Annotated in this window: 14 protein-coding genes; 7 read left to right on the top strand and 7 right to left on the bottom strand. The window is 53.1% G+C overall.

All coding sequences use genetic code 11. The annotated features are described in order from the left end of the window. The first annotated feature begins 117 nt into the window (after positions 1-117). The 3 genes from dctP to KW808_RS11620 are packed head-to-tail and all read left to right on the top strand — an operon-like array spanning position 118 to position 2625. Positions 118-774, top strand: coding sequence for a TRAP transporter substrate-binding protein DctP (gene dctP / locus KW808_RS11630; RefSeq protein WP_003859348.1), 657 nt, complete (start codon positions 118-120; stop codon positions 772-774). Next, entirely contained in the window at positions 771-1343 is a 573-nt protein-coding gene (locus KW808_RS11625; protein ID WP_003859350.1) for a TRAP transporter small permease, read from the top strand. The genes dctP and KW808_RS11625 overlap by 4 nt, the downstream gene beginning before the upstream one ends. A 1-nt stretch (position 1344) precedes the next feature. After that, the gene (locus tag KW808_RS11620; protein WP_003859352.1) at positions 1345-2625 is read left to right on the top strand and encodes a TRAP transporter large permease; all 1281 of its coding nucleotides are present in this window, start codon (positions 1345-1347) and stop codon (positions 2623-2625) included. 76 nt (positions 2626-2701) lie between these two features. Here the strand turns inward: KW808_RS11620 and KW808_RS11615 are convergent, their stop codons facing one another. The 3 genes from KW808_RS11615 to KW808_RS11605 form a co-directional block, all read right to left on the bottom strand. Beyond that, on the bottom strand, positions 2702-3088 hold the full coding sequence (locus tag KW808_RS11615; RefSeq protein WP_003859354.1) for a hypothetical protein: 387 nt from the start codon (positions 3086-3088) through the stop codon (positions 2702-2704). A gap of 127 nt (positions 3089-3215) precedes the next feature. Further along, a complete protein-coding gene (locus KW808_RS11610; RefSeq protein WP_003859356.1) occupies positions 3216-4820 on the bottom strand; it encodes a lamin tail domain-containing protein in 1605 nt (534 codons plus the stop codon). A gap of 154 nt (positions 4821-4974) precedes the next feature. Beyond that, entirely contained in the window at positions 4975-5973 is a 999-nt protein-coding gene (locus tag KW808_RS11605; protein WP_003859358.1) for a hypothetical protein, read from the bottom strand. Between the two features lie 379 nt (positions 5974-6352). On the opposite strand from KW808_RS11605, the gene KW808_RS11600 reads away from it, so the two are divergent. Continuing rightward, positions 6353-6634 (top strand): three-helix bundle dimerization domain-containing protein, encoded by a 282-nt coding sequence (locus KW808_RS11600; protein WP_003859360.1) that lies wholly within the window; start codon positions 6353-6355, stop codon positions 6632-6634. Between the two features lie 291 nt (positions 6635-6925). On the opposite strand, the gene KW808_RS11595 is transcribed toward KW808_RS11600, so the two are convergent. Then, positions 6926-8818, bottom strand: coding sequence for a BCCT family transporter (locus KW808_RS11595; RefSeq protein WP_003859362.1), 1893 nt, complete (start codon positions 8816-8818; stop codon positions 6926-6928). Positions 8819-8917: 99 nt separating this feature from the next. On the opposite strand from KW808_RS11595, the gene KW808_RS11590 reads away from it, so the two are divergent. Further along, on the top strand, positions 8918-9580 hold the full coding sequence (locus KW808_RS11590) for a metallophosphoesterase (protein ID WP_003859365.1): 663 nt from the start codon (positions 8918-8920) through the stop codon (positions 9578-9580). A 67-nt stretch (positions 9581-9647) separates the two neighbouring features. On the opposite strand, the gene thiX is transcribed toward KW808_RS11590, so the two are convergent. Both thiX and aceA read right to left on the bottom strand, forming a co-directional pair. Beyond that, positions 9648-10220, bottom strand: coding sequence for a thiamine biosynthesis protein ThiX (thiX, locus tag KW808_RS11585; RefSeq protein ID WP_003859367.1), 573 nt, complete (start codon positions 10218-10220; stop codon positions 9648-9650). 225 nt (positions 10221-10445) lie between these two features. After that, complete coding sequence (aceA, locus tag KW808_RS11580; protein WP_003859378.1) at positions 10446-11744, bottom strand: isocitrate lyase; 1299 nt, start codon at positions 11742-11744, stop codon at positions 10446-10448. Between the two features lie 598 nt (positions 11745-12342). Here aceA and glcB point away from each other — a divergent pair. Next, entirely contained in the window at positions 12343-14562 is a 2220-nt protein-coding gene (gene glcB / locus KW808_RS11575; protein WP_003859379.1) for a malate synthase G, read from the top strand. On the opposite strand, the gene KW808_RS11570 is transcribed toward glcB, so the two are convergent. Next, positions 14559-15326 (bottom strand): D-hexose-6-phosphate mutarotase, encoded by a 768-nt coding sequence (locus KW808_RS11570; RefSeq protein WP_003859381.1) that lies wholly within the window; start codon positions 15324-15326, stop codon positions 14559-14561. The genes glcB and KW808_RS11570 overlap by 4 nt on opposite strands. A gap of 147 nt (positions 15327-15473) precedes the next feature. On the opposite strand from KW808_RS11570, the gene KW808_RS11565 reads away from it, so the two are divergent. Continuing rightward, on the top strand, positions 15474-16448 hold the full coding sequence (locus KW808_RS11565) for a bile acid:sodium symporter family protein (protein ID WP_003859383.1): 975 nt from the start codon (positions 15474-15476) through the stop codon (positions 16446-16448). The last annotated feature ends 182 nt before the right edge of the window (positions 16449-16630 follow it).

The following is a 16630-nucleotide window of genomic DNA, read 5'->3' as shown; positions in this document are numbered from 1 at the left end:
TCAGCGGGGCGCTGTCGTGTTTCGGTATGGGGGAGCGTCGAAAAGCGAAAGTATCTAAGGTCGTTTGATTGGTTTACTACCCCCGAAGTGGGGGTTATTGGCAGCATAGAGCACCAAATGAGCGTGATCTGGGATCAGGATCTGATGGAGCCACTGTTCCAAAGTCTTGCGGAATCGGATAATATTTCTGTCATTGGTGGATTTACCCAAGGCACCCGAAATCTGTACACCACTGATGCGCCGGTGAAAAGACCCGCTGACCTGGCTGGAAAGAAGATTCGCGTCCAGGAATCCGCCATGCACATCCGCATGATTGAACTCATGGGTGGATCGGCAACCCCGTTGACTTACGGCGAGGTATATACCGCGATGCAGTCTGGTGTGCTGGATGGCGCGGAAAATAACGAGATCAGTTACGTTACCCAAAACCACTTCGAGGTTGCTCGCTACAACAGCAACACCAATCACCTTGTCGGTTTGGATTACATGGTCATGCGACACGATCTGCTTGACGCCATGAGCGAGCCAGACCGTGAATTGTTCCTGGAAGAATGGGACGCCGCGATGACTGAGCACACGGATCTGTGGAACACAGAAACTGATGCCGTTATTGAAAAGGCGAAAGCTGGGGGAGCGGAGTTCGTTGAGGTGGATGCGCAAGCATTTACCGATGCACTGGCTCCCATCAAAGACGAATTCTTGACCTCAGAATTCCAGCGTGAACTCTACGAAGCAGTGCGCGCCGCTGATACTTCAGGAGGTGCGGCATCATGATGAAATTTAAGTCCATCGTGACAAAAGCACTAGGTTTGGCCAGCATCGTGCTGTTCGCCGTCCTCGTGTGCGTCACTGCCTGGCAGGTGTTTAGCCGCCAGGTGCTGCACAGCCCATTAACGTGGTCTGGAGAACTATCCAAGCTGTTGTTCGTGTGGCTATCTTTCGCAGGTAGTGCGTTCCTCTTTGGAGAGCGTGGACATATTGCGGTTGATTTCATCGCGCGTAAACTGCCTGTTTCTACGCAGCGGGTCCTGCAGGTCATTGTTCAGTTGTTGATTGTTGTTTTTGCGATCCTCGGCATGATCTGGGGTGGCTACTTGGCTGCATCAATCGCATGGAATCAGCAGCTCACTGCGCTGCCACTTACCTTGGGATGGGTGTATGTTGTCATCCCGATCGCGGGTGTGTTCATCGCGTTGTTCGCGATCATCGATCTCATCGAAGTGGCCACAGGCAAGGAAGAGCCTTACCCCCTTGTTGATGAATCAGAAGAACCTCGAGATTTGGACGAGCTAGAGGCCCAAAGCGCTATAGATTCTGCAAGTTCAGCGGAAGGTAGGATCTAATATGTTGTCGCCAGCAGCTGTAGCAGCTTTAATTCTTGTCATCGGCATTGTGGTGCTCATCATCGCATCAGTGCCCGTTGCCATTGCCATCGGTTTGCCATCACTTTTTGCCGCGATGGCCGTGCTTGGCCCAGAAAACGCCGCGCAGGCCGTCGCGCAGCGCATGTTTACCGGCACAAACTCCTTTACACTCCTTGCCATTCCGTTCTTCGTGTTGGCGGGTTCGCTGATGAACTCGGGTGGTATTGCCACGCGGCTTATCGACGCCGCGAAGGTGCTTGTCGGCCGCATGCCTGCCTCCATGACCAATACGAATATCGCAGCAAATGGTCTCTTCGGAGCAGTTTCAGGGGCAGCGGTAGCAGCAGCTTCTGCCGTGGGAACCGTCATGACACCAAAAATGAAGGAAGAGGGCTACTCGCGCGCCTACGCAGCGGCCGTCAACGTGGCTTCAGCACCTGCGGGCATGCTGATCCCGCCATCAAACACTTTCATTGTGTATTCCTTGGTGTCCTCGACATCAATTGCAGCACTATTTATGGCCGGTGTTGGACCCGGTCTGCTCTGGATTCTGGCCTGTGTCATCGTGGGAACTTGGTTAGCGCGAAAGGAAAACTACAAGCGCGAGCAGATTCATCCAACATTCAAGCAGTCGCTCATTGTGCTGTGGAGGGCGCTGCCTTCACTGCTCATGATCGTCATTGTTGTTGGAGGTATCTTGCTGGGCTGGTTCACTCCAACTGAATCCGCTGCTATTGCTGTAGTGTACTGCCTGGTCTTGGGCTTTATTTACCGCACAATCAAGGTGGGAGATCTGGCAGATATTTTGCTCAAGGCAACTCGCACCACATCAATTGTCATGCTACTCATTGCAGTTTCTGCAGCACTGTCGTGGGTGATGGCCTTTGCCAAGATCCCTCAGATGATCTCTGATGCGCTTCTTTCGGTATCCGATTCCAAGGTTGTCATCTTGTTAATCACGATGTTCGTCCTGTTACTCATCGGTACCGTAATGGACCCAACACCAGCAATTTTGATCTTCGTCCCGATCTTCCTTCCAGTGGTCACCGAACTTGGTGTGGATCCAGTCCACTTCGGTGCGATGGTGATGATGAACCTGTCCGTGGGCACGATTACTCCGCCGGTTGGCAATGTATTGTTCGTTGGTTCGCAAGTAGCAGGCTTGCGTGTGGAAACAGTGATTAGGCGTCTGTGGCCGTATCTCTTCGCCATTATTATCGCCTTGTTCGTGGTTGTTTTCGTACCGCAGATCTCTATCTGAGCGATGGCGGTTTTCTTATTGCACGAAAGGAACGGCGACATGCCTTTGCTTCACAAAACCTCATGGCACAGGATTTTTAAGAAGCATCAACAATGAACGCAATGTTGATGCTTTCCAGTTCTGTTTCTCCAATTTTCAAGCCACCTCCAAGCAGTTCATCCACTACTGGTGGGCTCAGTGGCAGCATCCACCCATGATCTGGGTGCAGCGTTGGGCGTGAGCGAGGATCCTCGATGGGAATGACGCTGAGCGGCCGGGCGTTGGGCCCGGTGAAGCGGGTGGGGATGTGGTGACGGGCGGCGTCGATAAGCAGCTCGGCGCTTTTCTCGTCGATGTTGATGATCACTAAAGACTCCGCCATGAAGATATCGAGCACCTCGGAGCGGATGTCTCTGATCTGCGCGGGGAGGGCCAAGAGGTCTGGCTCGTTTTTGCGACGGCGTGAGAAAAATGAAGGTGGCACGGATCTTTGAGCTTTCAGTGCGGGGAAGAGGATCTTAGCCAATCATAGGTGGAGGCTTTGTAAAAGAGCAGAAAAGCACCGGTAACCATGAAGGCTGCCGGTGCTTTAAGTGTTTCAAGCAGTGGGTTTAGAAACGGATGACCTGCTGCAATGCTGGGAACGCTGCGAGGATCTGCTGGAAGAATCCACCCAGTGCGCCCGCAATGCCTACGACTGCGAGCACTGCGGTTGCAAAGGCGCCTGCGATGCTGCCGGTTGCAAAGTCAGAAGAGGAATTGTCGGAAGAGGACTCTCCAGGGATGTTGACGTCGCCGCAATCTACGTTGATGACCTGTGCGGAGTTGAGGGAGGTGCCTTCGTTGGTTGCTGCATCGTCAGCCCAGAGGTAGCTGGTGACAGAAACGGTGTTGCCGTTCTCGCATTTAAGCTCTGAGGTGTAGGTGCCGAAGCCTTCGTTAGCCCAGTTGCCCAGGTTTGCTGGACGCTCGTAGATCTTGTCGTCGGACTTGTACAGCTTCTCGCCATCCCATTCGAGGATTTCAGACAAGCCGTCACATGCTTCGTCGCACACAACGCTGAGCTGCTTGGTTGCTGCGTTGTAATCAAGCGACATGACACCGTCGAAGGAAGATTCGTACCTTTGAACCAGAACTGGCTGGTCAGCGGAAAGATCAACAACGATGACATCACCTGTCTCTTCGACACCGACAACGAAGATGTTGTCCTCGAGCTGCGCGATTGCCTCAAGACCACCATTAGGCTGAATGTCGCCGACGAACTCAGTCAGGTTCCATTCCTGAACTGCGTTCTGTACGCCAGTCTTGCCAGTTGGGGTAGCAAAACGCAGGATGGATGGGCGAGAGACGTTCTTGTCAGCGTTGTTGCGCTCGGTGGACAGGTAGATGTCACCGTTGGTAGCTGCGACGATGCCTTCAGCGTCTGGCTCTCCGCCGCCTTCTGGGTAGCCGGTTTCCCATTCGCCAGTCAGCTTGTAGGTGTTGTTAGCTATGTCGTGGGAGAGGGAGTAGATCTTTCCAATGTCATTGTTGGCGATCCATGCGGTGCTGTTTGCATCGAAATCAACGCCGGACATATCTTCACCGGTGAAATCTCCACCGAGGTGAATTGGGGTGATTTCAACGTTGTGGAATGGAAGCTGGGCGTTTGCAACAACGCCTTCTTCTTCGCCGGAGCCTTCATCCGCAACATTCTTTGCACCTGGGGTTGGAACGCCGGTGTTTGCGAAATCACCAGTCATATCTGGGATGCGACCATAGGTGTTTTCTGCGTGCTCGCCCAGATCCTTCCAGGAATAGGTAGCAACTACTTCGCCTTCAGCGTTGCGCAGAGTAACAGTGTCATCTTTGCCGAGGCCGAAGTATTCCTGGCCACCAAAGGTGTTGTTGGTAGGCACGTAATCAGCAGAGTCGGTGTAGATAACAAAGTATCCACCGGACTCAATCTCAGTGCCTTCAGGAAGGACGAGGGCATTTTCCAGGTCTTCCTTGTCATCGACTAAGGACCAACCGGAAATGTCGATGGAGTTGTTGTTGTCGGTGTTAGCCAACTCCACCCAGTCACCAACTGGGTCGCTGTTGGATTCAACTTCATTGATGACAACTGGTGATTCGGCCTCAACTTCAACGGCGTTTGCTGCAACAGCCAAGTTACAGAACACCAGGGAAGCAGTGAGGGGAGCTACGAGGAGATTACGCTTCTTCACTTCAACCACTTTCAAGTTCTTCTATGAACGCATTTAATTAACGCCTGTAATGAATGCACTCAGAGAATATGCTTAAAGAGGGCATTTATTGAACGCATTCATTGGACACAGAAAACCTATGGGAAGTTGGTGATCGATGAGTGATCTCCACGTGAACTTTTGGTTAACCAGCTGCCGATTGTGTGGCAGTGACCGGCCCTGTGTCTCCACGCAGCAGGTTCTCCAATTGGTGGGAAGCCTCCAGCACCACGTCCCACCTAAAAGCGGGGGAGAGAGGACGCGTGGAAATATAGCTGTTGCTCCAAGTGGTGTTGCCGGTGCGTGGGGAAAGATCTAGTCGCGCCATCGCGATATACGCTGCTGCTTCCGATTCTTGGATTCGCAACTTGCCGGCCTTTACTGGTTCTTTGAGCCACATCTGGGGAAGATAGCCACAGAAAATCTCGCCTAAGCAGCGCACAATTTCTGGAACCTGGTTCTCACCAAGGGTTTCAGACACCCGAATGCTGTACCAACAGTTCTTCTCCGACATCATCGGCACGGGTACTTCGCCAGGGGTGGGGGTGTATTCCACACGAGTTAACCCAAGGCGACTTTCCGTATTCCTATTCACCACCACGCCGATCTTCCACAGATTGCCCAGCATTTCTACGGCACGCTGCGCTTTGCCGGGTCCGGAAAACTCTTTATATATAAGGTTTGGTTCGGTGACAGATCCGAGACGCCTGCGCCACATATCCTGATTTTCCTGAAAGTCCGGCGCCACGGCGTGATCGCTTCCCGGCTGCACATCGGTGTGCTGATAAAAAATCTCAATCTCAGGGATAGCGATCATTAGCGGGTGCGCAGTTTCAGAAGGCTGGAACCCAAACGAGCGCCATTCAGAATCGCTGCGCACATCGAGCTTGCCAATCAGGCTGGTCAGCGCGTCAAAGGTGTCAGGCAGCGATGAAGCATTGCTTGTCGACGCACCCCCCTTGGTTCCCGCCGCATCCGCGAGCTGTACCGCATCAAGAAGTTGGATAGCCAACGATGCACCTTGTTTGGTGGTCAAGTTGGGTAGTGCACGTACTGTTTCCACAATGAACTGTTCCACGCGGCTTCGGGCTGCGGGATCTTGTTCTTTAGAGATCCGATCGATGGTTGTTTCGAAATCATTCATGGCCGGCCCCTGTCCTTCTTAAGCTTGTCTCTGGTTTCTAAGCATAGGCATAAGCGCAGTTCAATAGGGGAAATGACCAGGAAACAAGTTTTATTCACACCCTGGGGGTGATTCCAGTCACTAAGTTTAATTAAGGTGTCTTAGATTGCTATTCAGACAGGTTAAGTAGCCCTGAGCTGCAGTTATGTGTTTTCGGGGCTTGGCATAACATGTGCCGATTTAAGGATTTTGTGGGGGTGGATCGAAATTAGTTGGCCCGATCCCACTACTTTTCACCTGGACTGCTTGTAGGTTGATAGGAAGTAAACTAAAGTAAACATCAGGTTAACAACCGGGGGTTCAAATATTAACTCCCTCGGAAACAGAAAGGAACACGACAATGGCTACCACAGCTTCCAAGATCTCCACGATCCGTCCAGCACAGCAAGATGCTCTTTGGAGCGTACGTGAGGATCTTCACGCTCGCTTCGATGGCCTGGTCGATCCTGTCCAGGTAGACGCAATTTTGGACCATGTCGCATCTAACCGCGAAGCCAAGATCACCGTCTTCAGCAAGATTTTCATCGCTCGCGAGGCAACCGCTGCACTTCAGCAGATTGCTGGCAACGTTAACGCAGACCTGCTTGACTTCATTGCCCTCAACCGTGGCATGGCAGCATAAGTTTTAGCTGCCCATAAATTAACTAAAGGCCGGGATTCACTCGATGTGAATCCCGGCCTTTAGTTTTTAGTCTTGTGCTCAGAGTTTCCAGATACAGACCAAGCGGCCAATAAAGCCTATTCGGATTGTTTCTTAGCCACCTAGTTTGGCTATTACGCCTTGGACACCAAACTAGGCAGCCGAAGACTTCCCGAAACTCACCTCATCGGTCACATAGGACGGTCACGAGGGCACTGAGCAAACAAAATAGCTGGGATTCACATGGTGTGAATCCCAGCCAGTCGCTATTTTTTAATCCTTTTTCGCGTCTACTTCGCCTTCTTCGGTCGATTCTGGTGTCCAACCATCGGCCCATTTGCCGGTGGTGAAGTCATAATCAACATCATTGCCTTCTTCGTCGGTGCGCTGATACCAGTCGGTGACGTGATCAGCGGTGGAATCGAAGGTAGCACCCGCTCCACGACCTTCCTCTGCAGGTTCGATGGAGAGCTCGAAGTCGTCGCCGTGTTCTTCCAAGCCACGAACCACCGCGTTAGAGATGGCTGCCTTTGCATAGCGTTGTCGAATAGCGGCTGGGTCTGTGGATAAATCCTTAATAAAGGCAATAGCCATCACGATCAACACCAGCGCAAACGGAATGGCGATCAAAATGGTGAGGTTCTGCAGACCAGTCAGCGCGGATTCGCCACCAGTAAGCAGCATGACCACCGCGATGCCCATCATGCACAGTCCCCAGAACACCACGATCAATTTGTTTGGTGCAGGGTTACCTTGGGAGCTCATCGTTCCCATCACCACGGAGGCGGAATCGGCAGAGGTAACAAAGAATACTGCCAGCACAAAGATCAAAATGAACGGTGTGATCGAGTACAGCGGAAGGTTGCTGAACATATCAAACAGCACCTGTTCCTTGGATGAACTGCCGTCAAAACCATCTACGTTCTCGCGGTTCATCGTGATGGCAGTTCCACCGAAAATGGTGAACGCCAGGATCAAAATGAAGGAGGGGATAGCCATGGTGATGAGCGCGAATTCACGCAAGGTGCGGCCGCGAGAAATACGCGCGATGAACATACCCACGAATGGGGTCCATGCGATCCACCATGCCCAGTAGAACGCCGTCCAACCAGCTTGGAATTCAATGGTTTCCTCACCCCACGACAAAGACTTGCCAGCCATTGACAAGAACTCACTGCCATATTCCAACACACTCGATGGGATCAAGTTGAGCAGGAACAAGGTGGGGCCGGTGATGAACACAAACAGGACCAATCCAAGCGTCAAGGAAATATTGAGGTTGGAAAGATAACGAACGCCCTTGGACACGCCAGATACTGAGGAGATGATGAAGCCAATGGTCAAGATCGCGATGATGGCGATCAAGATGTTGTTGGTGATTTCCGAAGCGCCAGAAATAATCTGCACGCCCTGACCAACCTGAATTGCTGAAAGGCCCAAGGTTGCAGCCGTTCCAAACAGCGTGGCGATGATCGCCATCATGTCGATGAGGCGACCCGCGATACCTTCGGTTTTCTCACCGAAAAGTGACCGGAAGGTGGAGCTGATCAAGGTTACGCGGCCGCGTCGGTAACTGGAGTACGCCAACGCGCCGCCCACCAAGGCATACAGCCCCCAGGCGGATAAGCCCCAGTGGAAGTGGGACTGCGCAAGTGCTTGGTGCAAGGACTCAGGTGTAGATCCTTCCACGGTGTGAGGTGGGGGACTGAGATAATGCCACAGCGGTTCGGAAGGACCGAAGAAGAAGATACCGACGCCGATTCCGGCGCCGAACATCATCGCAATCCAGGAAAAGCGAGAGAATTCTGGTTCGTCTTCGTCTGTGCCCAGCTTGATGCGGCCGTAGCGCGAAAAAGCGATGTAGAGCATGGTGCCAATGCCGATCAGCATGACAAAGTTGAGGAGCCAACCAGTATTCGTCATAGCCCAACTGAACATCGTGGACGATACTGAAGAAACTGAATCAGGGCTGGAAATGCCCCAGGCGATGAACGCCAGAATTAATGCTGCGGTGACGCCGAAAACGGTTTTGTCGAGTCCGAACTTGTTGCGTTGAGCATCGACCGAAATGCCAGGAACTAGGCCTGGGTGGGTGTCGTGAGGATAATGAGGTTCCTCGGTTGACTCTTGGGATTCAGGCAAGTTATTGCCAGAGTTGGTGGACATGTGTGTCCTCTCCATTGGGCACCACAATGAGGTGGTGCTGGATGGGCAAGATATTTACGTATAGAGCTTTTTAAGGAGTCGAGTTAAATATTCCTGTTTTTGTATTATAAGCAATTGGACTCCCTAGTATTCACGGATGGGGAGTCAATCGCAAAAGCTAGACTGGCGTCTATGACTGACATGTGGTTTAGCTCTGACCTTCATTTAGGTCACAAATTCGTGGCATCGATGCGGGGTTTCGACGATCCAGATGAACACGATGAAGTAATACTGAGCAATTTTGAGAACACGATCGGCCCAGATGATGCGCTGTGGATTTTGGGAGATCTTTCCTCTGGTGCCCATCGCGCTGAAGAGCGCGCGCTGGGCTTAATTGCTGAGCGGCTGGGCGGCGTCGTCAAGCATCTTGTTCCTGGAAACCACGATTCTTGCCACCCGATGTACCGGCATGCGTACAAGCGGCAGCGGCGGTTTTTGGAGGTTTTTGATTCGGTTCAGGCGTTTCAGCGGATGAAATGGGACGACGAGGATGTCTACTTGTCGCATTTCCCTCGGCCGGGCCAAGATCATCCGGGGATGGAATCGCGGTTTGATGATCTCCGCCTGCGTGTGCCTTTGCTGATTCATGGGCATTTGCATTCCCAGTTCCCCATGACGGGGCCGGGGCAGGTTGATGTTGGGGTAGAGGCGTGGGGTTTGAAGCCGGCACCTCGTGAATTAGTGCAGCTCAAGCTGTGGGAATCGCTGAGCGAGAAGATTTAAAAAACAAAGAAGGCGCATCCTAAGGAATCAACCTTGACGATGCGCCTTGAGTGCGTTTTAAGAAAACTTAAGCGGCTGCGAAAGTAACTGGGACTTCAGCAACATCGCGGAAACCTTCGGTGTGATCGCCGAAGACCTTCGCTACACAAGCCTGAGTGGTGCAGTCCAAGCCAGTGCCGGTTGCGGTAGCTTCAAGCTCCACAGTTGCGGTGCCGTCTTCTGCGATCTCTACAGTCGCGCCGGGCTGGGAGTTGCTCAACCATGCCTGGGACGTGAAATCAGCCATTTCGCCGGTGCAAGATGGAACTGGGTTTCCAGGGTTCGCTACGGAGTCGCAGATCGCTGCGTAGTAGCCACCCTCTGGATCAAGGCCAGAGATTTCGAAGGTAACCTGCTCACCGTCTACCAACGCTGCTGGTGAAACAACGATCTCCACATTCTCTTCCACAGGAGCTGCAGAGGTGGTCGTAGCAGAGGAAGTGGAGGTGCTGCTCGCAGTGGTTGGGTTCTGAGAAGTAGTCAAGATCTCATTGGTGCGCTGGACTGGGGAATCCTGCTGGTGCGGTGGAGAACAAGCAACGAGAGCTGCAGACAGGGCTGCGGTGGCTGCGATGCCGAAGACGGTGCGGGAAATAGACATGTATGTCCTTTCATTGGCGACTTAATGCTGACTACTTAAATCTGATGACTTAAAGAAGTAGTCTATGGACTCTTTCGGAAAATTTGCAGTCAACAGGCAACGTTGGGGGCACCTATGAAACACATCTCACACGATAGGGGATTTGTGGAGGGCATATATAAGGAAAAACTCCCTACATCCGTTGTGCAGATGTAGGGAGATTTAAATTGTCAGAACCTGTAGGTCCTAGTTGTGGAACTGGCCTTCTTCAGTGGAACCCTTCAAAGCGGTGGTAGAAGAGTTCGGGTCAACGGTGGTTGCGATCTGGTCGAAGTAGCCTGCGCCAACCTCACGCTGGTGCTTAACAGCGGTGAAGCCACGCTCTTCAGCTGCCTTGAACTCACGGTTCTGCAGGTCAACGAAGGAGGTCATGCCTTCGCGAGCGTATCCGTAAGCCAGGTCGAACATGCCGTAGTTGAGGGAGTGGAAGCCTGCGAGGGTGATGAACTGGAACTTGAAGCCCATTGCGCCGAGTTCCTTCTGGAACTTAGCGATCTCATCTGCCTCGAGGTGTGCAGACCAGTTGAAGGATGGGGAGCAGTTGTAGGACAGCAGCTGGTCTGGGAACTCAGAGCGAACGCCTTCAGCGAACTTCTTAGCGAGCTCCAGGTCAGGGGTGCCGGTCTCCATCCAGATCATATCTGCGTATGGTGCGTAGGACTTTGCACGTGCGATACATGGCTCGAGACCATTCTTGACGTGGTAGTAGCCTTCTGCGGTGCGCTCACCGGTGATGAATGGTTGGTCGCGCTCATCAACGTCAGAGGTGATCAGGGTTGCTGCCTCAGCGTCGGTACGTGCGATAACAACAGTTGGGGTGTTTGCAACGTCTGCTGCAAGGCGGGCAGAGTTCAGGGTGCGGATGTGCTGCTGGGTTGGGATCAGAACCTTGCCGCCGAGGTGGCCACACTTCTTTTCAGAAGCGAGCTGGTCTTCCCAGTGGGTGCCTGCAGCGCCAGCTGCGATCATTGCCTTCTGGAGTTCGTAGACGTTGAGTGCTCCACCGAAGCCAGCTTCGCCGTCCGCGACGATTGGGACAACCCAGTTGTCAACGGAGGTGTCGCCTTCGGTGCGTGCGATTTCATCGGAACGCAGCAGCGCGTTGTTGATGCGACGAACGACGCTTGGAACGGAGTTCGCTGGGTAGAGGGACTGGTCAGGGTAGGTGTGGCCGGAGAGGTTGGCGTCACCTGCAACCTGCCAACCGGACAGGTAGACAGCCTTCAGGCCTGCACGAACCTGCTGAACAGCCTGGTTACCGGTGAGTGCGCCAAGCGCGTTGATGTATCCGTCACCTTCCTGGGTGACTGCGTCCCAGAGGATCTCTGAGCCGCGGCGAGCAAGAGTGTGCTCCTCGATGACGGAACCCTGCAGATCAGCTACCTGGTCTGCGGTGTAGTCGCGGGTGATGCCGTTCCAACGAGGGTTGGTGTCCCAATCCTGCTGGATTTCCTGTGCGGTACGTGGCTTTCCAACGTTTGACATCAAAGTCACTTCCTTAAGTGCTGATTCGCAATGGGCGGTGCCAACCACAAAGTATGAGCTAATGCACTGTCACTGTTTCGACGTGATGTGCATCGGTTTGCGTGGTGGCGTGGTTCACACATTGCTCCATCGGGCATTGGTGCGTCAATCGGTTTGGGTTTTTAAGTTTTGTGCGGGGGTGGTCACCCCTGTTGTGAAGTCTGCAAAGTTCTGGCTTCGCAGAAAAAGTGGGCGGAGGAGTTGCTAGTACGGATGTACTGGGCAAATGCTCTGAAATGGGAAAATGCAGGCACCGCAACTTTCCGTAGGTTTTGAAGGTGTGACCTAGATAAAAGTCGGGGTTAGGCGGGGGTAATGACTTAGTAAAGTTCGCAAACCCCTTTTGCTGGTGACGGTGATCACTTAGTCTGATCACATCGCCAAACACGATAAGGGTTGAAATCGAAAGAAGAGTGGCACCTAGATTCCAGAGGTAGTCAGAGTGCTTTTCTTAAAAGAGTTTTCACAACCGTTAACGGCGTAGCCAAACAAGAAGGATTCGCATTCTTCTGGTTTAGGCACAGGTCATCTAAAACCCATGCTTTAAAAGGAGCCTTCAATGACTGAACAGGAACTGTTGTCTGCTCAGACTGCCGACAACGCTGGAACTGACAGCACCGAACGCGTTGACGCGGGCGGAATGCAGGTTGCAAAAGTTCTCTACGACTTTGTAACCGAAGCGGTACTCCCTCGCGTGGGTGTGGATGCGGAAAAGTTCTGGTCCGGATTCGCCGCCATCGCCCGGGACCTCACCCCACGCAACCGCGAGCTGCTTGCTCGCCGCGATGAACTGCAGATGCTTATCGACGACTACCACCGCAACAACTCCGGCACCATCGACCAAGAGGCGTACGAGGATTTCCTCAAAGAAATCGGATACTTGGTTGAGGAGCCAGAAGCTGCAGAAATCCGTACCCAAAACGTCGATACGGAAATCTCCAGCACCGCAGGACCTCAGCTGGTTGTACCAATTCTGAACGCACGCTTCGCGCTGAACGCTGCCAATGCTCGCTGGGGTTCCCTCTACGATGCGTTGTACGGCACCAACGCCATCCCAGAAACTGATGGCGCTGAAAAGGGCAAGGAGTACAACCCGGTCCGCGGCCAGAAGGTCATCGAGTGGGGTCGTCAATTCCTCGACAGCGTTGTCCCACTGGACGGTGCTTCGCATGCCGATGTTGAAAAGTACAACATCACCGATGGAAAGCTTGCAGCCCACATTGGAGATAGCGTCTACCGACTGAAAAACCGTGAATCCTACCGTGGCTTCACCGGCAACTTCCTTGATCCAGAAGCAATCCTGTTGGAAACCAACGGCCTGCACATCGAGCTGCAGATCGATCCTGTCCACCCAATCGGCAAGGCAGACAAGACCGGGCTGAAAGACATCGTTTTGGAATCTGCGATCACCACGATCATGGACTTCGAAGACTCCGTTGCAGCTGTTGATGCTGAAGACAAGACATTGGGTTACTCCAACTGGTTCGGACTCAACACCGGCGAACTGAAAGAAGAGATGTCCAAGAACGGACGCACCTTCACCCGTGAGCTCAACAAGGACCGCGTCTACATTGGCCGCAATGGTACCGAGCTGGTTCTGCACGGTCGTTCCCTGCTGTTCGTCCGCAACGTTGGTCACCTCATGCAAAACCCATCCATCTTGATTGATGGCGAGGAGATCTTCGAAGGCATCATGGATGCTGTCTTGACTACTGTTTGTGCCATCCCAGGAATTGCTCCGCAGAACAAGATGCGCAATTCCCGCAAGGGCTCCATCTACATCGTGAAGCCTAAGCAGCACGGCCCTGAAGAAGTCGCGTTCACCAACGAGCTCTTCGGCCGCGTTGAGGATCTGCTTGATCTGCCACGCCACACCTTGAAGGTTGGTGTTATGGATGAGGAGCGTCGCACGTCCGTGAACCTGGATGCCAGCATCATGGAAGTTGCTGACCGCTTGGCATTCATCAACACTGGCTTCCTGGACCGCACCGGCGATGAAATCCACACCTCCATGGAAGCAGGCGCCATGGTGCGCAAGGCTGATATGCAGACCGCACCGTGGAAGCAGGCCTACGAGAACAACAACGTTGATGCAGGTATTCAGCGTGGTCTTCCTGGCAAGGCTCAGATCGGTAAGGGCATGTGGGCGATGACTGAACTCATGGCAGAAATGCTGGAGAAGAAGATCGGCCAGCCACGCGAAGGCGCCAACACTGCATGGGTTCCTTCACCAACTGGTGCGACGCTGCACGCAACGCACTACCACTTGGTTGATGTGTTCAAGGTTCAAGACGAACTGCGTGCTGCCGGCCGCCGCGACAGCCTGCGCAACATTCTCACCATTCCAACCGCACCAAACACCAATTGGTCTGAGGAAGAGAAGAAGGAAGAGATGGACAACAACTGCCAGTCCATCCTCGGATACGTTGTGCGCTGGGTTGAGCACGGTGTTGGTTGCTCCAAGGTTCCAGACATCCATGACATCGACCTCATGGAAGACCGCGCAACGCTGCGTATTTCCTCGCAGATGCTGGCCAACTGGATCCGCCATGATGTTGTCTCGAAGGAGCAGGTCTTGGAGTCACTGGAACGAATGGCAGTGGTCGTCGACAAGCAAAATGCGGGCGACGAGGCCTACCGCGATATGGCGCCGAACTACGACGCCTCCCTCGCCTTCCAGGCGGCTAAGGACTTGATTTTCGAAGGCACCAAGTCCCCATCGGGCTACACCGAGCCCATCTTGCACGCACGCCGCCGCGAGTTCAAAGCAAAAAACTAAGCACGCTTTTCGACGCTTACCTGCATCCCAACGGTGACTGACTGCCCCGGAGCCACCCTCACTCCTTTTTGGTCAGCACCCAAAAGCGCCGGTTCAACACACACAAAGTCGCGCCATTCACCTTCGCCAATATCGGCCACGGTGGAGGCGCGACTTTTGCCTGGATTCCACACCACAGTGGAATCATGACCATCGCCCTCAATGGTGATGATGCGATCGGTATCAAAAATCCTCACAACCGGAGTGCCCAGAGCAATGCGATCGAACTCGCCATCAAAAGTAATGGGACCATCTTGGGTCTCCACCTCATCGTTCAGGCGATTGAGAATGTCCACCCCATCAAGGCCACGGACCTCGATCTTTTCTACATCATCCACCTTGAAATAAGGGTGGAAGGCCAACTGCACAGTGCGTGCCTCATCGGTGTCGTTGTAAGCGCGCAGGGTGATCTCAAAACCATTCTTAGTGCTGTTCGCACGAATATCCAGCAGTAAACCATCACGGCCATATTCAGCGTGAATTTGGCCGTGATGTTCAGTCACGTCCCACGCGGAACGCCTCGCCCAACCATGTGCAGGGTCCAAACCAAGCAGTCCACCAAACCACGGAGCAATGATGGGCACACCACCCCTAATTGCATTTCCCTCCCCATATTGGGAAGCGGAGCTAACAAACAACAGTTCACCTTCAGGTGATTCGGCGTGAACAATATGAGCGCCAGCGGGGGAGATTTCCAAGCCACCGGAGGTAATAAAAGTAGTCATACTTCCAAAGTGTAGGCCGGAATTGCCCCCACGTTGTGCCTTAAGCATCACTATTGCGTTAAGGTATGAAAGTTCGCACACCAGCGATTAATTCTGTGCCCACCACTAGCACGACCATTTCAGTTTTAACTTTCTTGGAGTTTTCTAGTGTCCAAAACAGAAGAAGGCCGTTCAGCGGCCATAATTATTTACGCGTTTCCAACTTTCATTCTGCTGGGCGCGATCATTGCGTTTATCTTCCCGGAACCATTCATTCCGCTGACAAACTACATTAATATCTTCCTCACGATCATCATGTTCACCATGGGTTTGACCTTGACGGTGCCCGATTTTCAGATGGTGCTTAAACGTCCACTGCCTATCTTGATCGGTGTAGTAGCGCAGTTTGTCATCATGCCATTCCTGGCGATCGTGGTTGCGAAAATGTTCAACCTCAACCCAGCACTCGCCGTTGGCCTTCTCATGCTGGGATCCGTTCCGGGTGGCACCTCCTCCAATGTGATTGCGTTCCTCGCCCGAGGAGATGTCGCGCTATCGGTCACCATGACCTCTGTGTCCACCATTGTTTCCCCAATCATGACGCCTTTCCTCATGCTCATGCTGGCAGGTACTGAAACCGCCGTCGATGGTGGAGGCATGGCGTGGACTTTGGTACAAACAGTGCTGCTGCCTGTGATCATCGGCCTAGTTCTGCGTGTCTTCTTGAACAAGTGGATCGACAAGATTTTGCCGATCCTTCCTTATCTCTCCATCCTCGGTATCGGTGGCGTGGTGTTCGGCGCAGTCGCAGCCAACGCGGAACGACTCGTGTCTGTCGGACTCATCGTGTTCGTTGCAGTTATCGTGCACAACGTACTTGGATACGTTGTGGGATACCTCACCGGCCGTGTATTCAAATTCCCAGAAGCAGCAAACCGCACCATGGCGATTGAAATCGGAACGCAATCCGCAGGCCTCGCATCGGGAATGGCAGGACGATTCTTCACCCCAGAAGCAGCCCTTCCAGGTGCTGTCGCTGCCTTGGTCCACAACATCACCGGCGCAGTTTATGTTGGGCTGGTACGAAACAGGCCTTTGACTAAGGCATCAAGGAAGAAGGAATCCGTCGCGGTTTCCAGCTAACTTATTTGCTGCCCGTTAGAGGCGCTGAGTTTTTCAAATGGGCGTGCCCTTGGATGAGCTCATGTTGGAGCTTCTAACGGCTATACAGAGAGTCGACTTTTTCGAGTTCTTATCTAGTTTTTGAGCCAGACCAAACCACGCTGCCCACGAAAACTGTTTTTCAGTTTCGTGGGCATTTCTGA

The organism is [Brevibacterium] flavum (assembly GCF_019317305.1).
GTDB classification, from domain to species: domain Bacteria; phylum Actinomycetota; class Actinomycetes; order Mycobacteriales; family Mycobacteriaceae; genus Corynebacterium; species Corynebacterium glutamicum.
Note: the sequence above shows the minus strand (reverse complement) of the source record. Positions and strands in the feature narration are given on the sequence as shown.